Origin of the sequence: Corynebacterium jeikeium (assembly GCA_003955985.1) — a bacterium.
GTDB lineage: Bacteria > Actinomycetota > Actinomycetes > Mycobacteriales > Mycobacteriaceae > Corynebacterium > Corynebacterium jeikeium_D.
The window spans coordinates 1527912-1551128 of sequence record CP033784.1 but is presented as its reverse complement, the minus strand read 5'-3'; the positions used below and the strand labels follow the sequence as shown (position 1 = coordinate 1551128).

The 23217-nt window shown below is 60.0% G+C and carries 21 protein-coding genes; 20 read left to right on the top strand and 1 reads right to left on the bottom strand.

From position 1 onward, the window contains the following. Positions 1 to 2415, bottom strand: coding sequence for a hypothetical protein (locus EGX79_06855; GenBank protein AYX81922.1), 2415 nt, complete (start codon positions 2413 to 2415; stop codon positions 1 to 3). 400 nt (positions 2416 to 2815) lie between these two features. Between EGX79_06855 and EGX79_06850 the strand changes: the two genes are divergently transcribed. The 20 genes from EGX79_06850 (at position 2816) to EGX79_06755 (ending at position 23200) form a co-directional block, all read left to right on the top strand. Then, positions 2816 to 3379 carry a translation initiation factor IF-3 gene (locus tag EGX79_06850; protein AYX81921.1) on the top strand — a complete coding sequence of 188 codons (564 nt, stop codon included), beginning with the start codon at positions 2816 to 2818 and terminating at the stop codon, positions 3377 to 3379. A gap of 76 nt (positions 3380 to 3455) precedes the next feature. Next, a complete protein-coding gene (locus tag EGX79_06845) occupies positions 3456 to 3650 on the top strand; it encodes a 50S ribosomal protein L35 (protein ID AYX81920.1) in 195 nt (64 codons plus the stop codon). Between the two features lie 78 nt (positions 3651 to 3728). Then, on the top strand, positions 3729 to 4112 hold the full coding sequence (locus EGX79_06840) for a 50S ribosomal protein L20 (protein AYX81919.1): 384 nt from the start codon (positions 3729 to 3731) through the stop codon (positions 4110 to 4112). Between the two features lie 184 nt (positions 4113 to 4296). Next, a complete protein-coding gene (locus EGX79_06835; protein ID AYX81918.1) occupies positions 4297 to 5127 on the top strand; it encodes an RNA methyltransferase in 831 nt (276 codons plus the stop codon). A gap of 98 nt (positions 5128 to 5225) precedes the next feature. Further along, the gene (locus EGX79_06830; protein AYX81917.1) at positions 5226 to 6275 is read left to right on the top strand and encodes a phenylalanine--tRNA ligase subunit alpha; all 1050 of its coding nucleotides are present in this window, start codon (positions 5226 to 5228) and stop codon (positions 6273 to 6275) included. Between the two features lie 32 nt (positions 6276 to 6307). Beyond that, on the top strand, positions 6308 to 8800 hold the full coding sequence (locus EGX79_06825) for a phenylalanine--tRNA ligase subunit beta (GenBank protein ID AYX81916.1): 2493 nt from the start codon (positions 6308 to 6310) through the stop codon (positions 8798 to 8800). Positions 8801 to 8827: 27 nt separating this feature from the next. Beyond that, positions 8828 to 9664, top strand: a complete 837-nt coding sequence (locus EGX79_06820; GenBank protein AYX81915.1) for a trypsin — start codon at positions 8828 to 8830, stop codon at positions 9662 to 9664. A 170-nt stretch (positions 9665 to 9834) separates the two neighbouring features. After that, complete coding sequence (locus EGX79_06815) at positions 9835 to 10884, top strand: N-acetyl-gamma-glutamyl-phosphate reductase (protein AYX81914.1); 1050 nt, start codon at positions 9835 to 9837, stop codon at positions 10882 to 10884. Further along, positions 10881 to 12089, top strand: a complete 1209-nt coding sequence (gene argJ, locus EGX79_06810) for a bifunctional glutamate N-acetyltransferase/amino-acid acetyltransferase ArgJ (protein ID AYX81913.1) — start codon at positions 10881 to 10883, stop codon at positions 12087 to 12089. The genes EGX79_06815 and argJ overlap by 4 nt, the downstream gene beginning before the upstream one ends. 21 nt (positions 12090 to 12110) lie before the next feature. Then, positions 12111 to 13004 carry an acetylglutamate kinase gene (argB, locus tag EGX79_06805; GenBank protein ID AYX81912.1) on the top strand — a complete coding sequence of 298 codons (894 nt, stop codon included), beginning with the start codon at positions 12111 to 12113 and terminating at the stop codon, positions 13002 to 13004. 58 nt (positions 13005 to 13062) lie between these two features. Beyond that, positions 13063 to 14268, top strand: a complete 1206-nt coding sequence (locus tag EGX79_06800; protein ID AYX81911.1) for an acetylornithine transaminase — start codon at positions 13063 to 13065, stop codon at positions 14266 to 14268. A 6-nt stretch (positions 14269 to 14274) separates the two neighbouring features. Next, the gene (gene argF / locus EGX79_06795; GenBank protein ID AYX81910.1) at positions 14275 to 15216 is read left to right on the top strand and encodes an ornithine carbamoyltransferase; all 942 of its coding nucleotides are present in this window, start codon (positions 14275 to 14277) and stop codon (positions 15214 to 15216) included. Between the two features lie 4 nt (positions 15217 to 15220). Beyond that, complete coding sequence (locus tag EGX79_06790) at positions 15221 to 15703, top strand: arginine repressor (protein ID AYX81909.1); 483 nt, start codon at positions 15221 to 15223, stop codon at positions 15701 to 15703. A gap of 49 nt (positions 15704 to 15752) precedes the next feature. After that, complete coding sequence (locus EGX79_06785; protein AYX81908.1) at positions 15753 to 16952, top strand: argininosuccinate synthase; 1200 nt, start codon at positions 15753 to 15755, stop codon at positions 16950 to 16952. Positions 16953 to 16997: 45 nt separating this feature from the next. Beyond that, complete coding sequence (gene argH, locus EGX79_06780) at positions 16998 to 18437, top strand: argininosuccinate lyase (protein AYX81907.1); 1440 nt, start codon at positions 16998 to 17000, stop codon at positions 18435 to 18437. A 525-nt stretch (positions 18438 to 18962) separates the two neighbouring features. Then, the gene (locus EGX79_06775) at positions 18963 to 20114 is read left to right on the top strand and encodes a hypothetical protein (GenBank protein ID AYX81906.1); all 1152 of its coding nucleotides are present in this window, start codon (positions 18963 to 18965) and stop codon (positions 20112 to 20114) included. A gap of 6 nt (positions 20115 to 20120) precedes the next feature. Beyond that, positions 20121 to 21752 (top strand): VWA domain-containing protein, encoded by a 1632-nt coding sequence (locus tag EGX79_06770; GenBank protein AYX81905.1) that lies wholly within the window; start codon positions 20121 to 20123, stop codon positions 21750 to 21752. Continuing rightward, positions 21739 to 22386, top strand: a complete 648-nt coding sequence (locus EGX79_06765; GenBank protein AYX81904.1) for a hypothetical protein — start codon at positions 21739 to 21741, stop codon at positions 22384 to 22386. The genes EGX79_06770 and EGX79_06765 overlap by 14 nt, the downstream gene beginning before the upstream one ends. Further along, the gene (locus EGX79_06760; protein AYX81903.1) at positions 22376 to 22549 is read left to right on the top strand and encodes a Trm112 family protein; all 174 of its coding nucleotides are present in this window, start codon (positions 22376 to 22378) and stop codon (positions 22547 to 22549) included. Before EGX79_06765 ends, EGX79_06760 begins: the two co-directional genes overlap by 11 nt. Continuing rightward, positions 22550 to 23200 (top strand): DNA-3-methyladenine glycosylase, encoded by a 651-nt coding sequence (locus tag EGX79_06755; GenBank protein ID AYX81902.1) that lies wholly within the window; start codon positions 22550 to 22552, stop codon positions 23198 to 23200. The last annotated feature ends 17 nt before the right edge of the window (positions 23201 to 23217 follow it).

The following is a 23217-nucleotide window of genomic DNA, read 5'->3' as shown; positions in this document are numbered from 1 at the left end:
TTAGGTAGTCGGCTCGTTTCCGTCGGAAATTCCAGGACCGTCGGTGCGGGTGATGCCTTCCATTCTGTCAGCAGCGGGGTCGGCATCTGCTGCGCCGCTCGCACCGGCAGCGTCGGCAGCAGCGCCGGCAGCGTCAGTATCGCTGGCGGTGCCGTCACGCTCCGGTGCCGCCGGCTCCTCGGCACTCTTCTGCTTCGCCCCGGAGACCGCCATGGCCAGCAGAATCAGACCACAGCCGAGGAACGCCAAGGCGCGGATAACGCCATCGAGCGTTGCCATGTCGTAGAAGATCAGCTTGACGATAGACAGCGCCGCAATCGTCAAACCCGCTGCCAGTCGCGCCGGAATGTGGTGGAACCTCTTCGATAGCACCAGCATGCCGGCAATCGTGGCCCAGAAAATACTCAGCAACATGTGTGCGGCGTTGAAGCTCACGCCAATAGTCGTGAGCAGCACGATAAATGGCATACCCAGTGCAGCCAGGCCAATCAGTGCAAAAGCTGGCGGTAGCTGCGACCTCGCTGCCGTCACGGCCAGGCCGACATCGGCGCACAGCAGGAACAACAGCGAAAGCGTTTCTGCCCACGTTGCCGAGTAATCAGCTGCGGCACCGGCATTCAACGCTGCGGGCAGGATGTAGAGGTGTACTACCGTTGCGCCGAGCAGCCAGGTCAGTGCCGCAATCTTTGTATATGGTGCCACGGCATCCTGGGTTGGTTCAGGAGCCTGTAGTCGTGCGCCAATCGCGCCGTGCTTCGGTGCTGTGGCCAGCGCCCAGACAAAGAGCGCGGCACCGATGGAGATTGGGATGAGACCCCAAGTGTGGGTTCCAGTATCGGCTCCTGAGCTCCTTTCCGGGCCTGCCACCGCGAGCGCTAGCCAGGGCAGAATTGCCGTGGCCAAGGCCATTGGGGCGAGATAGCGGAAGATGGCACGGTTCCAAAGGAATACTGCAGCAATTGCGATGAACAGCACGAATCCGCCGTAGAACAGCAGCCAGAGGCTGGAGGCGGACTGTGTGGCGTTGACCATTGGGACTGCAGCTACAACCGGAGTCGAGAAGGCAACTACTGACGTGATGGTGACCAGATCGTCTTCCCAGGTGCTGGTTTCCGAAGGCTCGTCGTCAAGCTCGGGAGTGAGTTGGCGAGCCATCGCCAGCGGGCCGAACTGGGCAAACACGAAAAGGGCAATGGTGAGTGCGGCGATTGCGGGCATCACCAGTGCATTGTTGGTCGTGATTACGCCGATGAGAACGTTTGCGCCGAGCAGGAATGCGACTACGTACTTCCGGAAGGGGACGTTCAGGAGGCAGACGATAGCGGCGATGACCATCAGTTGAAGGGTGATTTGCGCGAGCGAGGAGCTCAGCGGGCGGGCGTGGAAGTCGAGGCCGATCGTCGCCCACAGCATTAATCCGGTGTTGATTGTGATGGCCCACGCGGCGGTTGCACTCGACTTTGTCCACCGCGCGCCGTATAGGCCGACGGCGGCGAAAGGCAGCATGATGACCAGCGTCGCCGCCACCGGAATCCAGTCGAGGAGGTAGGACATCGACATCGTTGTCAGGTGCGCAGCGGCTAGCGACGTCGCAATCAATGCCGTTACGCCAGCAAGTGGTGCTTGACGACGGTGCGCTCGCACAGCCGCGACCGCGAGCACGGTGGCCAACAAGTAAGCCAGAACCACACGACCGGCCGGTCCAATCAGACCGGATTGGATTGCAACCGCGACGAAGAACGCGATACCGGCAGCGGTAATGAGACCACCGAAGATGGCAATAATCTTGATGATCGCCTTCTCGTTGCGCCACCAGGGTTCGCGGGGCTCGCGAGGTTCACGCGGTGCCTCCGGCAGCTTCGGCGGCGGGGCCGAGCCGGTTGGGGAAGACTGTGGCGAGGGGGAAGACTGCGGCAAGGGAGAAGACTGCGGCGACTTCGAATCCCGCCGCCACTGGTGGGCAGAGGGGAAGCCGAACATCGGCTGCGCAGTTGCGCCGCTCTGTGGCAGGGGAGCTGGTTGATTCCGCCAGTCCGCTTGTGTTGGCGGTGGCTGCGGATTGTGTTGAGGTGCCCCTTGGGGTGCAACATGGGGCGGCGCTTGAGGTGTCCGCTCAGGCGCCGATTTAGGTACCGCTTTAGGTACCGACGCAAACTCCGTTCCCGTAGTTTGAGGCGCGCTCGGTGCAGTCGGCGCTTGCCCGCTTGCCTGCGAAAGGCGCACCTGCCAGGTACGGGTGAGCTGAGCCAGTCGAAGCGAGCTGGCCTCCAAATCTGCCAGAGCATGGGAAAGCTCTGAGACGGAGTCGCCGGTCAGGACAAAATCGCCGGTCGGAGGCTTGTCGTATCGGGCGGAGTGCTGATTAGGATTGGTGTTCTCGGCTTTAGGGCCAAAGCCGTTGGAGCCAGTATTCATGGTGACGACTTTAATCGTGTTTGGCCTAAAAACTATGGAGAGAATCTACCAATCTGATTACAATTCGGATTGCAATTTTTTTGACGCTTGGTATCGCGTCGGGTGCCGATGGTGAATAACCCGGAGTGAGAGCCGGTTTTGGTATGCGAGAACAGCTGTGTTAACATCTCGTCTACGACCGCCAGAATGCGATGCTTGCTGCCTTCGGGGAGCATTTAGTTGCATTCGGCAGCGAAGAGGATTTAAGTCCCACCCTAGGTGCGCCAAAGAATTACGGTAGCGCCGGGGTCCACCCTAATCGGTGATGTCACATCGCACGATTGGAAGGCGTCCTTATACAGTGTGTAGTAATCCGCTGTAGACGCGTGGCTTTTCTTCCTTTCCCGCTTGCTATCGCGGTTTGAAACGAAGATTGTTCAGGTTCAACCTAGGAGGCCACATCAGCGCTGAAGCTCGTATTAACGAGGATATTCGAGTACCGGAAGTCCGCCTTGTAGGACCGAATGGTGAGCAGGTGGGCGTTGTCCGCACCGGTGACGCACTCAAGCTCGCTTACGAAGCAGACCTTGACCTGGTTGAGGTTGCTCCGCGAGCAAAGCCGCCGGTCGCCAAGATTATGGACTACGGCAAGTTCAAGTACGAACAAGCCCAGAAGGCACGCGAGGCTCGAAAGAACCAGCAGCAGACTGTGGTCAAGGAGCAGAAGTTCCGTCCGAAGATTGATGACCACGACTACGAAACCAAGAAGAACAACGTTGTTCGTTTCTTGGAGAAGGGTTCGAAGGTCAAGGTCACGATTATGTTCCGTGGCCGTGAACAGTCTCGTCCAGAACTGGGATTCCGCCTGTTGGAGCGTCTGGCCGCCGATGTCGAAGAGTACGGCATTGTCGAGTCTCGCCCGAAGCAGGACGGTCGCAACATGACTATGGTCCTGGGGCCGGTTCGGAATAAGGGTAAGAAGTAACCGACCTGACCAGAAATGGTTGTAAACGAGATTTTTGCGCCACGAGCGTCAAAGATCGGTAGGGGAGAGTTTTAACATGAAGCAGAAGACCCACAAGGGCACCGCAAAGCGCATCAAGGTTACCGGTTCCGGCAAGCTGCGCCGCGAGCAGGCTAACCGCCGCCACCTCCTGGAGGGCAAGCCGTCCACTCGTACCCGTCGCCTGAAGGGCACCACGGACGTTGCTAAGTCGGACGTCAAGCGCGTCAAGCGTCTGCTGGGCAAGGCTTAATTTTTCAAGCCTCGTCCCAGGGGCAATCGCCCTCTTAATTTCACTAGTTCTTAAAGACAACGAAAAGGAAGTATCACCGTGGCACGTGTGAAGCGGTCTGTTAACGCTAAGAAGAAGCGTCGCGAAGTTCTCGATTCCGCAAAGGGCTACCGTGGTCAGCGCTCCCGCCTGTACCGCAAGGCCAAGGAGCAGATGCTCCACTCCAAGACCTACGAGTTCCGCGATCGCCGCCACCGTAAGGGTCAGTTCCGTCGTCTGTGGATTCAGCGCATCAACGCTGCTGCCCGCGCTAACGACATCACCTACAACCGCTTCGTCCAGGGCCTGAACCTGGCTGGCGTTGAGGTTGACCGTAAGAACCTGGCTGAGATGGCTGTCAACGACCCGCAGGCATTCGCTGCTCTGGTCAAGGTCGCTAAGGACGCTCTGCCGGAGGACGTCAACGCTCCTGCTGCTAAGTAAAGCAGCTACGAGGTAACTCGTACGTAGCGTCGGCAAGCGCCTGCTTACTGGCAGTGCGCCTGCCAACATCTTTGAAAAACCACCGTCGATTGGGTTAACGAATAACCTCGGCGGTGGTTTTTCGTATCCGCACTGGCTTGCTGGCGGTTATGAATCCCGAGCCGCATCACTAGGATTAATCACTATGAACTCTGCGCTGTACTTCAACGACGAGCCGTTTACTCCCCGCACTCCACGCGTCTCGGCGGCTATTCAGCTCCACCGTGCGGCCAAGCGGAAGAAGTCCGGGCGCTTCCTCGTCGAGGGCTTCAATTCCGTCGATGCGGCTATCCGCGCAGAGGCTGTCGTAGAAATTTTCGTCACCGCTGCCGCCGCCGAGCAGTTCCGCGAGCTGCTCACGGGGTATCTCGAATCGGGGACGCAGCGTAAGTCTGTTTCGCTTATCGACGCCGCCGCCGCCCGCTCTTTAAGTGAAACTGTCACCACCACCGGACTCTTCGCTGTCTGCGACACAGGTGCGGTGTCCATTTCGTTGGAAGAGGCCATTGAGGTTGGAAAGCAGTCCGGCTGTCTGGTGATTCCGGTGGAGTGCAATGACCCGGGTAATGTCGGCACGATTGTGCGTATGACTGATGCTCTCGGAGCTGGTGCGGTTATCCTTGCTGGCGATTCGGTTGACCCGTTGAATTCTAAGGCCGTGCGTTCGTCGGCAGGTTCTGTTTTTCATACCCCTGTCGCACGCGAGCGCGATATTGATGTCGTTATGGAGAAAGTCAGGGAAGCGGGCTTTACCACCCTCGCCACGGCGATGGATGGCGCTCTCACGCTCGGCGTTGATGCGCTTCCCGACGGTCCCGTCGCCTGGCTTTTTGGCAACGAAGCACATGGCCTGTCGGAGGAGATTACGGCCTCGGCGGGGGCGAGTGTGGCCATCCCGATTAAGGGCGAGGCGGAGTCGTTGAACCTCGCCACCGCAGCGGCTATGTGCCTGTGGGAGACGGTTCGGGGTAAGTAGGAAACCTCGATGGTGAGGTGCGTGCACGCGTGCAGTTATCCTCGACTATGATTGTTCCATCACAAGAACTGATAGTCCTATATAGAAGTGGTTGACACGTGAGCGATTCGCCAAATCCTATCGATCTTTCCGAGGACGCCCTCCAGGCGGCTGCGCAGAAGGCCACGGATGCCTTTGACGCTGCCGGCAACCTGGATGAGCTTTCTGCCGCCCGTCGTGAGCACTTGGGGGATGAAGGTTACATTCCGCAGGCTCGCCGCGCGCTGGGCTCTATTCCGAAGGCTGAGCGCAAGGATGCTGGTCGTCGCGTGAATGTTGTTCGCGGAGCCGTCGAGAAGCACTATGCAGAGCGTCTTGCGGTGCTGGAGGAAGAGGAAAACGCGCGCCGTCTGGTCGCGGAGCGCATCGACGTGTCGGTGGACACCACGCGAGGCCAGCGTGGCGGTATGCACCCAATTACTATCCTGTCCGAGCAGATCGGTGACATCTTCGTGGGCATGGGGTGGGAAGTTGCCGAGGGCCCGGAGGTCGAAGCCGAGTACTTCAACTTTGACGCGCTGAACTTCCTGCCGGATCACCCGGCTCGTACCCTGCAGGATACTTTCCACATTGCGCCGGAAGGATCCAAGCAGGTGCTGCGTACGCACACCTCTCCAGTTCAGGTTCGTACTCTGCAGTCGCGTGACCTGCCAATTTACGTTATCTGCCCGGGGCGTACCTTCCGTACCGATGAGCTCGATGCCACCCACACCCCGGTCTTCCACCAGGTCGAGGGGCTCGCTGTGGACAAGGGCCTGACCATGGGGCACCTGCGCGGCACGCTGGATCACATGGCAAAGGCGCTGTTCGGTCCGGAGACCAAGACCCGCATGCGCACCAACTACTTCCCGTTCACTGAACCGTCCGCTGAGGTTGACGTCTGGTTCCCGAATAAGAAGGGCGGCGCAGGCTGGATCGAGTGGGGTGGCTGCGGCATGGTCAACCCGAACGTGCTGCGTGCTTCCGGTATTGACCCGGAGGTGTACTCGGGCTTCGCGTTCGGCATGGGCCTGGAGCGCACCCTGCAGTTCCGCAATGGCCTGACCGACATGCGCGACATGGTCGAAGGCGACGTCCGCTTCACGCAGCCGTTCGGTATCCGCGGCTAATTCACTGACCTACAGATAGGAGTTTTACTTACATGTTCATTCCACAGTCGTGGGTCACTGAAATCGTTCGCGGCCCAGAGAACACCATCAACCCGGACTGGTCCGTTACCCCGGACGAGTTGGATGAGGGCTTTGTCCGCGTTGGTTTTGAAACCGAGGGGCACGAGCCGCTGGAGAAGGTCGAGGGGCCGCTGGTTTTCGGTCGCGTCGACCACATTGAGGAGCTCGAGGGCTTTAAGAAGCCAATTCGCTTCTGTCAGGTCAATGTCGGTGATGCCAATGGCACCGGCGAGCTGCAGGAGATCATCTGTGGTGCCCGCAACTTCGAAGAGGGCTCCATTGTTATCGTCGCGCTGCCGGGCTGCGTGCTGCCGGGTGGGTTCGAGATTTCCGCACGGAAGACTTACGGCAAGATTTCCAACGGCATGCTCTGCTCCGAAGCTGAGCTGGGTATGACCGATTCCTCCGCCGGTATTCTGACGCTGCCGTCGGCCCCAGCTGAGCTGGGTTCGTGCGCCAAGGAATTCATCGGTCTCGATGACGAGAAGTTCGAGGTCAACATCACCCCGGACCGCGGTTACGCGCTGTCGGCCCGCGGTCTGGGCCGCGAGATCTGCTCCGCCTTCAACCTCGACTTCGCCGATCCAGCCAAGGTCAACGAGCTGCCGGTCGAAGGTGAGGTCCTGAACGTCACTATCGACGAGGACACCGACACCCGCCGCTTTGGTCTGCGCCGAGTCACCGGCATCGACCCGAACGCCGAGACCCCGTGGTGGATGCGTCGCCGCCTGCTGCTGGCTGGTCAGCGTCCGGTCAACGTGGCCACGGACGTCACCAACTATGTGATGCTACTGCTCGGTCAGCCGATGCACGCTTTCGACGGTTCCAAGATCGCTGGTGGCCTGCACATCCGCAACGCTAAGGCCGGCGAGACTCTGACCACCCTCGACCACGTGGACCGCAAGCTCGACCCGGCAGACGTTGTCATCTGCGACGACAATGGTATTCAGTCGCTGGCCGGCATCATGGGTGGTCTCACCTCCGAGATCGCCGACGACACCACCGATGTGGTCTTCGAGGCCGCCAACTGGTCGCCGCTGCATGTCTTCCGCAGTGGTCGCCGCCACAAGCTGAGCTCCGAGGCTTCACGACGTTTCGAGCGCGGCGTGGACACCGCTCTGGTCGAGCCGGCTCTGGATCTGGCCTGCCAGCTGCTCGCTGACATCGCCGGCGGCACTATCGACACTGGTCGCACCCTGCTCGGTGAGGTTGCCACCATGCCGACTATTGACTTTGCTGTCAACCGCGCCAGCGAAGTTGCGGGCGTTGATTACCCGCGTGAGACCGTCATTGGACGCCTGCGCGAGGTCGGTTGCGAGGTCGTCGACAACGGTGACCGCCTGGCTGTCACTCCGCCAACCTGGCGCTCGGACCTGACCATGTCCGCTGACCTGGTTGAGGAGATCCTACGTCTGGAGGGCCTGGAAGACATTCCGGTTATCCTCCCAATCGCCCCGGCCGGTCGCGGTCTGACCGAGCGTCAGCTGCGTCGCCGCTTCGTCGGCCACGCGCTGGCTCACAATGGCTACCTGGAGATTCTGCCGACACCGTTCATTGCCAACGATGTCTTCGACGTCTGGGGCCTGGACGCTGATGACCCGCGTCGTAACACCGTCAAGGTCATCAACCCGTTGGAGTCCGACCACGCTCAGCTGGGCACGACTCTGCTGCCGTCCATGCTTGAATCGCTGAAGCGCAATGTTGCTCGCGGCCAGGTCGACCTGTCGCTCTACGGTGTGGAGCAGGTATCCATCGAGCGCGGTAACGGTGTCTCGCCGATGCCGTCTACCGCGGGTCTGCCGAGCGAGGCCGAGCGCGCCGAGCTGCTGGAGTCGCTGCCGGAGCAGCCGCTGCACGTCGCCACTGTCGCCTGCGGTCGTATCCGCCTGGATAGCCCGTGGGGTGACGAGGCCGCGTACACCGTCGCCGACGCCATCGAAGCCGCGCGCATTGTTGCCCGCGCTGCCAACGTCGAGCTGGAGATCCGTAACGCTGAGGTGCTGCCGTGGCACCCGGGCCGCTGCGCTGAGCTGCTTGTCGACGGCGAGGTCGTCGGCCACGCCGGTGAGCTGCACCCGAAGGTGTGCAAGGATGCTGGTCTGCCGGAGCGCACCTGCGCTATGGAGATCAATCTCGATGCACTGCCAGTGACGGAGCACCTGCCGGCGCCGGTACTCAGCCCGTTCCCGGCCGTCCACCAGGACGTCGCGCTTGTTGTCAGCGATGAGGTCTCTGCCGCAGAGGTGGAGAAGACTCTGGTGGAAGGTGCCGGTGAGCTCCTCGAATCCATCCGTGTCTTCGATGTTTACCGTTCCGAGCAGATGGGCGAAGGCGTTCGCTCACTGGCGTACTCCCTGCGTTTCCGCGCACCGGACCGTACGCTGAAGGAAGAGGAAGCTTCCGCAGCTCGCGAGGCGGCCATTGAGTTGGCCACTACCCGTCACGGCGCTCAGCTGCGCGGCTAAAAGGGGAGGCCCCAGGGAGAGATACCCATGATTGGCATCTTGCGGCACCGCGACAACAGGCTGAATAGCGCAGAGGCACGAGAGCAGCGCGTCGGAGCGCGCGCTGTGAGCAGTGCGAAGCCTGCGGCGACTGTGGCTGCAGCTGCTGTCACGGCAGGTCTATTGCTCACCGGCGCGCCGAGTGCGGCTGCGCTGGTTGGTGGGGAGGCTGCTGCGCCCAGTGCGGCGGCGGACTCCGTGGTGTCGGTCATGGTCCGGACCAGTCCCCATACCGGAAACTTTTGCACGGGAACTGCAATCGCCCCGCAGTGGGTAATGACCGCAGCTCACTGCGTGCGTGATGTCCCGCAGCAGGTTGGGGAAGTCGAGGTCGGTTCCGGCCCGGATGCCCGGCGTGTACCGATTGATCGCTGGGAGATTGCGCCCAGCGGTGACGTAGTGCTTATTCACCTTGCGGGCGATGCAGCTCTTCGGGAGTATCCCGCAATGGAACGTCGTCAAGCGTTTTCGGAGCAAGAAACGGCAGGCACGGTCTATGGGCGATCGCTGCTCGGCGATGTTGCGGATGGCGCGCTGCCGATGGCGACCGTCACCGCGTCGATGTGCCCGGTGAAGTATCAGCAGTGCGTGCGGGAAGACTCAGTGTTGGCGCACATGGAGCGACCCGCGGCGTTGCAGGTGGGCGATTCGGGCGGACCACTCTTTATCGACGGCCAGCTGGCCGCGGTGTTCTCGGGTGCGGTGGCTTTTGATGGCAGCGTCGCACCGGAGGAGTCGGGTTACTATCTCTACACCACGACGTCATCGGTGGCGCAGTGGGCAGATGGTGTGATGAGCCAGGAGTCAAGCGTCGTAGTTGAATAGTCCGGCGTTGAGTAGCCCGGCGTTGAGTAGTCCGGTGTGCTGGTTGAGCGAAGTGTATGTACCGACGACGGCGTTATATTCATAAATCACTCACGTCACATTGGTAGGATTCCAGCACTTTGGCAACGAATTCTATGAATATCTTGCAACGCAGTGAATAAAAGTGTTGAATGTTTGACATGAGTATTTCCGTTGCCATTGCCGGTGCGACCGGTTACGCAGGAGGAGAGATCCTCCGCATCCTGCTGTCGCACCCGGCGTACCTTTCCGGCGAGCTAACCATCGGCGCACTGACGGGAGCATCCAACGCGGGTGCTCGTGTGGGCGACATTATGCCTCATGTGGCACCTTTGGCTGACCGTCGTATTGAGCCGACTAATGGTGACACACTCGCTGGACATGACGTGGTGTTCCTCGGGCTGCCCCACGGTCATTCGGCTGCGATTGCAGAGCAGTTGGGGGATGACACGGTGATTATTGACTGCGGCGCGGATTTCCGCCTGCAGGATGCCGCTGAGTGGGAGCACTACTACGGCTCGGAGTACGCCGGTACCTGGACTTACGGTATTCCAGAGCTGCCGGGCAACAGGGAAGTAGTGGCTGCTTCGAAGCGCATTGCTGTGCCGGGTTGTTTCCCCACTGGGGGGACAATTACGGCGCTGCCGGCAGTTGCAAAGAACCTGGTTAAGCCGGACCTGTCCGTTGTTTCCATCACCGGTACCTCCGGTGCGGGCAAGAAGGCGGCTGTGCCCCTGCTCGGGTCCGAGGTTATGGGCAATCTCCGCGCCTACAACACTGCGGGCAGGCACCGCCACACCGCAGAGTTCCTGCAGAACCTCAAGCCGTACGCAGAGGATCTCACCGTCAGCTTCACGCCCGTACTCGCCCCGACGTCGCGCGGCATTCTCACCACTATTACCGCCCCGCTTGTCGACGGGGTTACGGAGGCAGCCGCACGGGAAGCCTACCTCGAGTTCTACAAGGATGAGCCGTTTGTGCAGGTGTTGGCCGAAGGGCTGCTGCCGCAGACACAGTCGGTAATTGGCTCTAACTTGGTTCAGATTCAGGTCGAGGTAGATGAACGCGCCAAGCGCCTGGTGCTGACCTCGGCGATTGACAATCTGACAAAGGGCACCGGTGGTGCCGCAGTTCAGTGCATGAATTTGGTTACTGGACAGGATGAAACTGCAGGACTTCCACTGGTAGGAGTTGCCCCATGATGAAGGAAGAAAAAGAAGGTCTCGTCAACGTCGCCGGTGACGAAGGCGGCGTATGTGCACCTCAGGGGTTCGCGGCCAGCGGTGTCATTGCAGGCATCAAGGTCAGCGGAAACCCGGACATGGCGCTCATCGTAAACCAGGGGCCGGAGAAGACCGCGGCGGCTGTCTTTACCACCAACCGTGTCCAGGCTGCGCCGGTGGCGGTATCCAAGAAGCACATCGCTGACGGCAAGCTGTCGGCAGTGGTGCTGAACTCCGGCAATGCCAACGCCTGCAATGGTCAGCCGGGTATTGCCGACGCCCTCGAAGTCTGCCAAAAGGTCGCAGATGGGCTCGGCGTCGACGTTACCGAGATTGGCGCCTGTTCCACCGGCTTGATTGGTGACCGGTTGCCGATGGACATTGTGCTGGCGGGTGTGCCGAAGCTGATTGAGAAACTGGGCGCCGATGCCGCCGCAGGTACGGCTGCAGCAGAAGCCATCTTGACCACTGACTTGGTGGCAAAGCAGGCCGTTGCGCATGGTGACGGATTCACTGTCGGCGCTATGGGCAAGGGTGTTGGCATGATTAGCCCGTCGATGGCCACGATGCTCGGTGTGATTACGACGGATGCGTCGGTAAGCGCAGAAATGGCGCACGAGGCTATTGCCAAGGCGAGCGAGGTTACGTTTAACCGCCTAGATATTGATGGCTCCACATCCACCAATGACACCGTCATCATTTTGGCCAACGGTGCCTCTGGTGTGAAGCCCTCGCAGGAGGAGCTCGACCAGGCAGTGCTCAGTGTGTGTGATTCCATCGCGCGCCAGATGCAGTCGGACGCCGAAGGCGTGACCAAGCGTGTGTCCGTGACCGTGCGTGGCACCGGTGGTGCTGAAGATGCTCTGGTAGCTGCTCGAATCATCGGCCGCGACAACCTCTTCAAGTGTGCGATGTTCGGTTCGGACCCGAACTGGGGTCGTGTGCTGGCGGCTGTCGGCACTGCACCGGTGGATATGGATCCGGAGCACATCACTGTTTCCTTCAACGGTCATGTAGTCTGTCGCGATACCGGTGGCACGCCTGATGCTCGTGAAGTGGATCTCTCCGGCAAGGACATTGCCGTGGAGGTTGACCTCGGTACTGGTAATCCGGAAGAGGCCACGATTCGTACGACTGACCTTTCCCACGACTACGTTCACATCAACTCGGCATATTCGTCGTAAAGGTTTTGAGGAGACTCTGCAATGGTTCACCAGTTGACCGAAGGGCTGTCCTTCGAACAGCGGGCACATGTGCTGGCGGAAGCACTGCCGTGGCTGCAGCACCACCGCGACAAGATTGTGGTGGTCAAGTACGGCGGTAACGCGATGACCGACCTGAAACTGAAGAAGGCCTTCGCGCAGGACATGGTTTTTCTGCGCACCGTGGGGGTGAAGCCGGTGGTTGTCCACGGTGGCGGCCCTCAGATTTCGTCGATGCTCAAGCGCCTGGGGCTGGAGGGAGAGTTCCGAGGCGGTTTCCGTGTCACGACTCCGGAGGTCATGGAAATTGTCCGCATGGTGCTCTTCGGGCAGGTCGGCCGCGAACTGGTGAACCTCATCAACGCCTACGGCCCCTATGCAGTGGGTACCTCTGGTGAGGACGGTGGCCTGTTCACTGGTACTCGACGAACGGTAAACGTCGGCGGCAAGGAAACAGATATCGGGCTGGTCGGCAATATCACCGAGGTGCACTCGGAAACGCTATTGGACCTGATTGATGCCGGACGTATTCCGGTGGTCTCTACGATTGCGCCGTCCGCTGATGGCAAAGAGGTCTACAACATCAACGCCGACACGGCAGCAGGTGCACTGGCATCGGCAATTAACGCGAACCGTTTGGTGATTCTGACTAATGTCGAGGGTCTCTACACGGATTGGCCGAACCGCGATTCGCTGGTGTCAAGGATTTCCACTTCGCATCTGCGAGAAATCCTCCCGACGCTGGATTCCGGAATGATTCCGAAGATGGAGTCCTGCCTGAACGCAGTGGATCAGGGAGTGCCTGCGGCCCACGTTATCGACGGCCGCCAGCCACACTCGGTGCTGCTGGAGCTGATGACTTCCGGCGGTATCGGCACAATGGTAGAGCCCGGATAAGGCAGAAAAGACGGACAAGAATTTACCGACATACATGTTAGGCAGGTCGAAAGACGACATGAGCGACTTCAAGCAGCAGTGGCAACACACGATGATGAACAATTACGGCACGCCGCGCATTGAGCTTGTGCAGGGTAAGGGCGCTATTGTCACGGATTCCGAGGGCAAGGAATACCTGGACCTGCTCGCCGGTATTGCAGTCAACGCGTTGGGTCACGCACATCCGGCCATCGTGGAAGCTGTGTCCAAGCAGATTTCCACGATGGGGCACGTGTCCAACATCTTCGCCTCTGAGCCACCACTGGCACTGGGCGAGAAGCTCATTGAGCTCACTGGCTGGGACACTGATGACACCCGAGTTATGTTCTGCAACTCCGGCACTGAGGCCAATGAAGCCGCGTTCAAGCTGGCGCGGTTGACGGGGCGCAATCGCATTATCGCTACCCACCACGGGTTCCACGGCCGTACCATGGGCGCACTTGCCATGACCGGTCAGCCCGACAAGCGCACCCCGTTCGAACCGATGCCGGGTGGAGTCGAGTTCGTGCCGTACGGTGACATTGACTTCCTCACCAAGACCATCGAATCCGATCCGTTGGGTGTCGCTGCGGTGATTCTGGAACCAATTCAGGGTGAGACCGGTGTGGTCGCACCGCCAGAGGGATACCTCGCTGCCGTCCGCGAACTGACCAAGCGCTTCGACGTTCTCATGATTGTCGACGAAGTACAGACCGGCATCGGCCGTACCGGCCAGTGGTTTGCCCACCAGCACGATGGCATCGTGCCGGATGTTATGACCCTGGCGAAGGGGCTCGGCGGCGGCCTGCCGCTGGGTGCTGTCATCGCCAACGGCCGCGCAGCGGAACTGTTTACTCCTGGTGCGCACGGCACCACCTTTGGTGGCAATCCGGTCTGTGCCGCTGCCGGCCTGGCCGTCATCGAGACGCTGGAAGAGGAAAAGCTGCTCAACCGAGTCACTGAGAAGGGCAAGGTGCTGGCTCGCAAGCTTGCGTCGTTAAGCCATGTCGATCACGTGCGTGGTCGCGGTTTCATGCTTGGACTGGTGCTGTGCGAGAACCTGGCGAAGGAAGCGGTTAACGCCGGTTATGAACGTGGTGTCATTCTGAACGCTCCGCAGGCGAATGTGCTGCGTATTGTGCCGCCGTTGAACCTCAGCGATGAGGAAGTCAACCGCGCCGTCGAGTTGATTGATGCCTGCCTGAACGACGCCGTTGAGGCTGTCGCCAACAAAGGAAGGAATTAGAAACTGATGCTCCGTCATTTTCTCGCCGATGATGACCTGACTCCACAGGAGCAGGCTGAGGTGCTGCAGTTGGCTGCAGAGCTGAAGGTAGCGCCGTACTCCCGACGTCCGTTTGAGGGGCCACAGTCGGTTGCGGTGCTGTTCGACAAGACGTCGACTCGTACCCGTTTCTCCTTCGACGCTGGTATCGCAGCTCTGGGCGGCAACGCGATTGTGGTCGAAACCGGTAACTCGCAGATGGGCAAGGGCGAAACCTACCAGGACACCGCTGCTGTGCTCAGCCGCTTTGTCTCGGCAATTGTCTGGCGCACCTACGCGCAGTCCGGTTTGGAGGCCATGTCTGAAACCGCGACGGTGCCGATTGTCAACGCGCTTTCCGACGAGTTCCACCCGTGCCAGATTCTCGCTGACCTGCAGACCATCATCGAGCACAAGTGCCCGGAGGAAGGCCAGACGGGACTGCGTGGCAAGAAGGCTGTGTACTTCGGCGATGGTGCCAACAACATGGCCAACTCCTACCTCGTGGGCTTCGCCACCGCAGGTCTGGACGTCACCATCTGTGCACCGGAGGACTTCCAGCCGGAGCAGGTCTACGTCGACCGCGCCAAGAAGGTTGCGGAGCAGACCGGTGCGGCCGTGTCCGTGACCGCGGACGTCGATGAGGCCATTGCCGGTGCCGACGTTGTCATCACCGACACCTGGGTCAGCATGGGGCAGGAGAACGACGGCCTGGATCGGCGTACTCCGTTCCTGCCGTACCAGGTCAACGCTGAGCTGATGGCCAAGGCAAATGAGGATGCCATCTTCCTGCACTGCCTGCCGGCATACCGTGGCAACGAAGTTACTGCCGAGGTCATCGATGGCCCGCAGTCGGTAGTCTTCGACGAGGCGGAAAACCGCATGCACGCTCAGAAGGCGTTGCTGACCTGGCTGGTGGAGAGGCAGTAAGGTCATGACCGCAGCACAACCAGGATCTCGCACAGCTCGGCAGACGCGCATCGCTGACCTGCTGGCGCAGCATCACGTGTCCAGTCAGGTTCAGCTCGTCGAGCTGCTTGCCGACGAAGGCATTGAGATTGCGCAGGCGACGTTGTCCAGAGACCTCGATGAGCTGGGAGCCCGAAAGATTCGCGATGGAGCCAACGGTTCGCGGTATTCCATCGTCGAAGATGCACTCGCTGTCTCCAGCGGGGCAGTGGCCAGGATGCGGCGCGTTTTAGACGAGCTGCTGGTCTCCATTGATCATTCGGGCACCATCGCGGTTGTGCGTACACCACCGGGAGCCGCACAGTATCTAGCCAGTGTGATTGACCGTGCGGGACTCAAAGAAATCGTTGGCACAATTGCGGGAGATGACACCGTAATGTGCCTGGCTAGAGAACCACTTTCCGGCGCTGACCTAGCCCAGCGTCTAGCCGCCGGAACGAACCAGTAAACTATTCCACGAAATGCTTTAAAGCACCGATTAAAGGAGCGCTTACCCTATGACCAACCGGGTTATTCTTGCTTACTCTGGTGGCCTCGACACCACCGTTGCTATTCCGTACCTCAAGGAAATGACCGACGGCGAGGTCGTCGCAGTTTCCATCGATGTCGGACAGGGCGGCGAGGACATGGAGTCCGTGCGTCAGCGCGCTCTGGACGCCGGCGCTGTCGAAGCTGTCGTTGTCGACGCTAAGGACGAGTTCGCCGAGGAGTACTGCCTGCCGACCATCAAGGCCAATGGTCTCTACATGAAGCAGTACCCGCTGGTTTCTGCACTGTCTCGCCCGCTGATTGTTAAGCACATGGCGAAGGCCGCAGAGGAGTTTGGTGGCACTCACGTCGCACACGGCTGCACCGGTAAGGGCAATGACCAGGTCCGTTTCGAGGTCGGTTTCGCCAACACCGCACCGGATCTGAAGATCATCGCACCGGCTCGTGACTTCGCGTGGACCCGCGATAAGGCCATCGCCTTCGCTGAGGAAAAGGGGCTGCCAATTGAGCAGTCCAAGTCGTCGCCGTTCTCCATTGACCAGAACCTCTTCGGTCGCGCCATTGAGACCGGCTACTTGGAGGATCTGTGGAACGCACCGACCAAGGATGTCTACGCGTACACCGAGGATCCGACCCTGAACTTCAACTCTCCGGATGAGGTCATCATCTCCTTCGAGGATGGTAAGCCGACTGCCATCGACGGCAAGAAGGTTTCCGTGCTCGAGGCCATCGAAGAGATGAACCGCCGCGCTGGTGCTCAGGGCATCGGTCGTCTGGACATGGTTGAGGACCGCCTGGTCGGCATCAAGTCCCGCGAGATCTACGAGGCACCGGGTGCTATGGCCATCATGGCTGCACACGCAGCGCTGGAGGACGTCACCGTTGAACGTGAGCTGGCTCGTTACAAGCGTCAGGTCGAAGGCGAGTGGGCCAACCTGGTCTACGACGGCCTGTGGTTCTCGCCGCTGAAGCGCGCGCTGGATGCCTTCATCGAGGAGTCCCAGAAGGGCGTTTCCGGTGACATCCGCATGGTCATGCACGCAGGTCACTGCAACGTCAACGGTCGTCGTTCGAACACCTCGCTGTACGACTTCAACCTGGCTACCTACGACGAGGGCGACACCTTCGACCAGACCCTGGCTCGCGGTTTTGTCGAGCTGCACGGCCTGTCCTCGAAGATGGCCGCAAAGCGCGACTTCAAACTGTAAAGCTTCTCCAGAGCGACTAGAGCGAAAGGCCTATTGGAAAAGACAATGGTCGAAAAGCACGGTACCAACGAAGGCTCCCTGTGGGGCGGCCGCTTTGCCGGTGGCCCGTCCGAGGCGATGGCCGCATTGAGCAAGTCCACCCATTTTGACTGGGTGCTCGCGCCTTACGACGTTCTTGCGTCCAAGGCCCACGCCCGAGTGCTGCATGCCCGTGGGCTGCTCAGCGATGCCGACTTTGACACCATGATCGAAGGCCTTGATCAGCTCGGTCGCGACGTTGCCTCCGGCGAATTTGGTCCAGAGCCGACAGATGAGGACGTCCACGGTGCCATGGAGCGCGGTCTGATTGATCGCGTCGGCCCGGAGGTCGGCGGTCGCCTGCGCGCTGGTCGTTCCCGCAATGACCAGGTGGCAACTCTGTTCCGCATGTGGCTGCGCGATGCCGTGCGCGGCGTTGCACTGGATGTCACTGACCTGGTTGCCGCCCTGGTGGCTCAGTCCAAGGCACATCCGGATGCCATCATGCCGGGCAAGACCCACTCCCAGGCAGCGCAGCCGGTATTGCTGGCCCACCAGTTGCTGGCTCACGCGCATCCGCTGCTGCGCGATCTGGACCGCATCCGCGATCTCGACCGTCGACTGGCTGTGTCCCCGTACGGTTCCGGTGCGCTCGCGGGATCTTCGCTGCACCTGGATCCGGAGGCCATCGCGGAGGAGCTCGGCTTCGACTCTGCCACGGACAACTCCATTGACGGCACTTCTTCGCGTGACTTCGCCTCTGAGGCGGCTTTTGTCTTCGCCCAGATTGCTGTGGACATGTCTCGCCTGGCAGAGGAAATCATCTACTGGGCCACCCCGGAGTACGGCTACGTCACTCTGGCTGATGCCTGGTCGACTGGATCCTCCATCATGCCGCAGAAGAAGAACCCGGACGTGGCAGAGCTGACCCGCGGTAAGACCGGTCGCCTGATCGGTAACCTCGCTGGTCTTATGGCCACGCTGAAAGCGCAGCCGCTGGCCTACAACCGTGACCTCCAGGAGGACAAGGAGCCTTTGGTGGACTCGGTTGAGCAGCTAACCTTGCTGCTGCCGGCCCTGACCGGCCTGGTGGCAACGCTGACCTTCCACGAAGACCGTCTGCGCGAGCTCGCTCCGGCGGGCTACACCCTGGCCACGGACTTGGCTGAGTGGCTGGTCCGCGAGGGCGTACCGTTCCGCGACGCTCACGAGGCATCCGGCCAGTGTGTCCGCATCGCAGAGTCCAAGGGCGGTATCGGTCTGGACGAGCTTTCCGACGAGGACCTCGCCGGTATCCACCCGGCACTGACTCCGAAGGTCCGTGAAGTGCTGACTATTGACGGTGCTGTCGCTTCCCGCGATACTCGCGGCGGCACCGCGGGTGTCCGTGTTGCAGAGCAGCTCGCTCGCGTTGACGAGAAGAATACCGAGCTGAAGCAGTGGGCTGAAAAGCCGGTTCGCGGCTAAAGCTGCTAGAGCTAGCAAACCTGCTAGCCCAGCTAACGCAGCTAATTAATCGGTGTGCGGTCAATCGACCGCACGCCGATTTTTTACAGCCCGGGGAGAAAGTAGAAAAACCAGCAACCCGACAACTGATGACCCGACAACTGGCAACCTCGGTAACTGGCAACCCGAAAAATTACGGGCTCCACGTGCGAATACGGGCTGCAAATGTGAAACTGTGTAAGTTTATGACACTTTCAGGCCATTTTTCAGGCCATTTTTGTCATAAACGTAGTCAGTAACTCGGATTGACCCGCCGCCGCCAGTCATAAACGTAGTCAGTAACTCGGATCGACCCGCCGCCGTCAGTAACCCAGTAATGCCAGGGTGCCCCTGAAGTGACGCAGATTACTGATTATTTCTATATCTGTTGCCAGGTTTGTCCGGGTCTCTTACCATAATTTCATGGTGGAAAGTACGCGGTCGAGCGGTGGAAATCGCAGCTCACGAGATAAAAATAAAAATCAGAGTGGTAGCAAGAAAGGGTGCATGGGCCCGGGGGCAATTCTTGCAGTCATTTTGATTGTCATCGCGGCTGTTGCAGTCTATGTCGGTCGTGGCGGTAGTATTCCAGGTTTTTCTGGTGGCAGCTCCGGAGGAAACCGTGTTTTCTTCGGTGGTGAAAAGACCGTCGTCAAGGCGATTGTTGGCTCTGAGAAAAAGCCCTTCTTCGAAGACAAAGAGGTCCAGAAAGCTCTTGCCTCTCACGGCTATGTGGTGGAAGTAAAGACGGCGGGTTCGCGTCGGATGGCCACGGATGTGGATCTGGATTCCTTCGACTTGGCGTTTCCGTCGTCAGCACCGGCAGCGGAGAAAATTGCCGAGAAAATGAGCGGCGCTGAGCGGTACGACGTCTTCTACACACCGATGGCGATCGCTACTTTCGACAACATCTTGCAGGCATTGGCGCGGGAAAATGTTGCTCGCCAACAGGGCACTACGTGGCAGGTAGATATGGCAGCGCTGGCCACGATGCAGCACGACAATGTCCGCTGGCGTGACTTCGCGGAGAACGATTATCCGTCGCCGCGCACGGTGCAGATGTCCACGACGGACATTCGTTCGTCGAACTCGGCCGCAATGTACTTGTCGCTCATGTCTTGGATTACCAATGAAGGCCGGATTGTGTCCGACAATGGGCAGGTTAATGCGGTCTTGCCAGAGCTCACCCCGCTGTTCACCGGCCAGGGGTACACGGAATCCTCATCAGCTGGGCCATTTTCGGACTACCTCTCGCAGGGTGTCGGTTCAAAGCCAATGGTGATGGTCTACGAGTCGCAGTTCCTGGGGGAGAACAGCGCCCCGAACAGCCGGTTGAAGCCGGAAATGCGCCTGGCGTATCCATCTCCGACGATTCTGAGTACTCACGTGGCGCTGGGCTTTAACGACAATGGAGCTGCGGTCGCACGGCTCCTCGCCGAAGACCCTGAGCTTCAGAAGCTGGCGGCCAAGCACGGTTACCGCTCCAGCCAGCCTGAGGCGATGGAGGAATTCCAGACGCAGTTGAAGACGGGCCAGGAGGTTTCCACCGATTTTGTGGACTCCATTGATCCGCCGAGTTTCGACATCCTCGAGCAGCTTATTGAGGGTGTTTCCCGTGGATACCAGAGCCCGCCGAGGCCGGAAACGGAAGAGGGGTAAAGCCGAATGAACATGTATAAGGCACTAACTGCCCTCCGCAAAATGCTTCTTGGCCTCGTCGGTGTGCTCGGCATCTTCGCTGTCGCGGCCTGCTCCGACGGTGGCCTGAACCTGCCGCTGGGCTCCGACGAGGAGAAGACCAACAAAGTCGACGTCGATTCTGACCTCAAGGGCTCGACCATGCGTATCGCCGGGGCCACGGAGCTTGCAGAGCTCCAGCCACTGGTGCAAAAGGCCTCCGACGACCTCGGTTTTACGATTAACCTCGAGCTTGTCGACGGCACCGTGAAGAACAGCCACGCCCTTGTCGCAGACGAATTCGACAACCAATTTGATGCCACTTGGTTTGCTACCAACCGGTACGTTGATCTGCTCGGTGGGGCTGACAAGCTGGGCGAAGCCAAGAAAGTCGCCACCTCGCCGGTAGCCTTTGGTATCCATTCGGCGAAGGCTCGGGAGCTCGGTTGGGATACCAAGCAGCCGACGTGGGCTGAGATCGCGGAGGCTGCGTCGTCAGGCAAATTGACCTACGGCATGACCAACCCCGCGGAATCGAACTCGGGCTTTTCCGGTGTGGTGTCGGTTGCGACCGCGTTCGCCGACACCGGATCGGCGCTGACTACGGGGGATATCAACCGCACCACGCCTGAACTGCAGAAGTTCTTCGAGGGGCAGAAGATGACCTCGGGTTCGTCGGGGTGGCTGCGTGACAAGTTCCTGGATGAGTCGGACTCCGTCGATGCGCTCATCAACTATGAAGCTGTGTTGCAGCAGATGAATAAAGAGGGCGCTGACCTGGAAGTTGTTGTTCCGAGCGACGGTGTCATCAGTGCGGATTACCCGCTGACGCCACTAGCACAGCCCGCTAATGATCTCGCCGCGCGGCAGACGGAGGCACTCGGACAGTGGCTGGAAGCAAACTCGCAGGTTCTCGCCGACCACTTCCTGCGCCCGGTCTCCGATGACGCCAACCTGCCGGAAAGCATGACCAACAGCGTGATCATCGAGCTGCCTTTCCCGGGTGATCGCGCAGTCACGGATCGTCTCATTGAGGCGTACGACAACGACTTGCGCGTGCCCGGAGAGTCGGTCTTTGTTCTCGACACTTCCGGTTCAATGTTCGGGGAGCGCATCGCCGATCTACAGGCGACGATGCGCGCAATCGTCGACGGCAGTGCACGCACCGAAACGGGAAGCGTGGGATTGCGAAACCGTGAGATCGCGACGATCCTGCCGTTCAGTACGAGCGTCGGCGAGCCCACGACCACGACAATTGACGGCCCGGAATCGCGCGCGCAGCTCACCGCCGCCGTCGATGGTCTGTACGCAGAGGGCGAGACGGCGCTTTACGACGCACTGATTCAAGCCTTCGACCTTCTCGGCAGCTCGGATAAGAACTCCATCCCGTCTATCGTGGTGTTGACCGATGGTCAGGTGACGTCGGGCAAGAGCTTTGCGGAATTCCGTGATTTCTACCAGTCCAAGGGCGGGAATCTGCCGCCGGTATTCGTCATCCGCTATGGAGAGGCGGATCCGGGAGAAATGCAGGAACTTGCGAACCTGACCGGTGGTAAGGTCTTTGAATCCCGTGAGACCGAGCTTGCTGATGTGTTCAAGGAGATTCGTGGCTACCAGTAAATCCTCCGGCACTTCCTCTGGCGGTGGCTTTCTCAACAGTCCCGCCAACATTGTCGGGCTCATCCTTGCCATCGCCGTCGTGCTGCTGCACCTGACCGTGGGGCTTGGTTTCCTGTGGCCGGTTGTTGCGATTGCCGCCTGGGGCGCGTCGGTTGCTTTGTTGCCGAGGCAGAGCAAAGGGGCTCAGAAGTCCGTTAGCTCGGCGCCGAAGCCTGAGATCCCACAGCGTCGCCCGCTCAATCCATCTGAGCTGCGTAGGAATCTTCACCGGACATTGGGCAGGCTTTTCGATGCCCAGCCTGGCGAAGCTCTTGGCAACGCCGCAAATGACCTGGGTGCGACGCTGGAATCCGTCCTGAGCGAGTGGAAGTATCTCAAAGATTATCCCGAGCAGAAGGTAGTCATCGGCGGCATTATCCAGGAGTACTTGCCGCAGACAGTCAACTCCTACCTCGCGGTCCCGGAGCGTCTGCGTCACAAAGCCGAGAATCCGGCTCGGGAGTCCATCGACCTGCTGCATTCCGCGGTGCAGAAGATCCAGGATGCTATCGGCCAGGACAACCTGATTGCTTTGGAAGGTCAGCGTGACACCCTGGCAATTCAGTTCGGTAAGGTAGTGGACTATGAGCCTTGATCCGAAACTCCTTGAAATCCTCGCATGCCCGCGTGACAAGGGGCCGCTTGAATACCTCGAAGACGAGCAGGTGCTGGTCAATACTCGCCTGAAGATTGCCTACCGCATCGACGAAGGCATTCCGGTCATGCTTTCCGACGAAGCTATCGCCTGGGACAAGTAATTGCCTTTCCCGCTTGCCGACGGTTACCGCGCCCTCGACCGCACTGTGCTGTCGGGAGCTCCCATTGAGGCTGCGAAGACACTGCTCGGCTGCGTAATTGTCATCCCCGCTGAGGATGTTATCGCCACCATCACCGAGGTCGAGGCCTATGGTGGCCCAGTTGACCAGCGCTATCCCGACCCGGCCGCGCACTGCTTCATGGGGCCAACCGCACGCAATCGCGCCATGTTTGGCCCGGCGGGACATTGGTATATCTACCGCTCCTATGGCATTCACTTTTGTGCCAACATCACCAGCGCTACGGACGGCACGGGTGGGGGAGTATTAGTCCGCTCCGTACGCATTGAGCAGGGCCTGGATGCGGTGCGCCGTCGCCGCGGTGAAAAGCCAGCAGTTGCGGGTCTCGGACGTGGTCCAGGAAATGTTGGTCAGGCGCTTGGCCTTGACTTAAATGACTATGGGGCAGATGCGCTGGATCCGTCGTCACGCGTGTTTGTGGCGCAGCCAGCGAACGCCGATTCGGTTAGAGACATCCACGCAGGCCCGCGCGTGGGCGTTCGGCGAGCGGCGAATCGGCCGTGGCGGCTGTGGCTTCCGGACGATTCCGTCTCAGCCTATCGGCGCCACAAGAAGGCGGTTGAGGAGTTCTAGGTCACCCTCGCGGTGAA

Bases quoted from the DNA above. Each gene is read 5' to 3' on its own strand.
- EGX79_06855 (AYX81922.1), bottom strand. From the start codon at position 2,415: ATGAATACTGGCTCCAACGGCTTTGGCCCTAAAGCCGAGAACACCAAT.
- EGX79_06845 (AYX81920.1), top strand. From the start codon at position 3,456: ATGAAGCAGAAGACCCACAAGGGCACCGCAAAGCGCATCAAGGTTACC.
- EGX79_06835 (AYX81918.1), top strand. From the start codon at position 4,297: ATGAACTCTGCGCTGTACTTCAACGACGAGCCGTTTACTCCCCGCACT.
- EGX79_06825 (AYX81916.1), top strand. From the start codon at position 6,308: ATGTTCATTCCACAGTCGTGGGTCACTGAAATCGTTCGCGGCCCAGAG.
- EGX79_06820 (AYX81915.1), top strand. From the start codon at position 8,828: ATGATTGGCATCTTGCGGCACCGCGACAACAGGCTGAATAGCGCAGAG.
- EGX79_06815 (AYX81914.1), top strand. From the start codon at position 9,835: ATGTTTGACATGAGTATTTCCGTTGCCATTGCCGGTGCGACCGGTTAC.
- argJ (AYX81913.1), top strand. From the start codon at position 10,881: ATGATGAAGGAAGAAAAAGAAGGTCTCGTCAACGTCGCCGGTGACGAA.
- argB (AYX81912.1), top strand. From the start codon at position 12,111: ATGGTTCACCAGTTGACCGAAGGGCTGTCCTTCGAACAGCGGGCACAT.
- EGX79_06800 (AYX81911.1), top strand. From the start codon at position 13,063: ATGAGCGACTTCAAGCAGCAGTGGCAACACACGATGATGAACAATTAC.
- argF (AYX81910.1), top strand. From the start codon at position 14,275: ATGCTCCGTCATTTTCTCGCCGATGATGACCTGACTCCACAGGAGCAG.
- EGX79_06790 (AYX81909.1), top strand. From the start codon at position 15,221: ATGACCGCAGCACAACCAGGATCTCGCACAGCTCGGCAGACGCGCATC.
- EGX79_06785 (AYX81908.1), top strand. From the start codon at position 15,753: ATGACCAACCGGGTTATTCTTGCTTACTCTGGTGGCCTCGACACCACC.
- argH (AYX81907.1), top strand. From the start codon at position 16,998: ATGGTCGAAAAGCACGGTACCAACGAAGGCTCCCTGTGGGGCGGCCGC.
- EGX79_06775 (AYX81906.1), top strand. From the start codon at position 18,963: ATGGGCCCGGGGGCAATTCTTGCAGTCATTTTGATTGTCATCGCGGCT.
- EGX79_06770 (AYX81905.1), top strand. From the start codon at position 20,121: ATGAACATGTATAAGGCACTAACTGCCCTCCGCAAAATGCTTCTTGGC.
- EGX79_06760 (AYX81903.1), top strand. From the start codon at position 22,376: ATGAGCCTTGATCCGAAACTCCTTGAAATCCTCGCATGCCCGCGTGAC.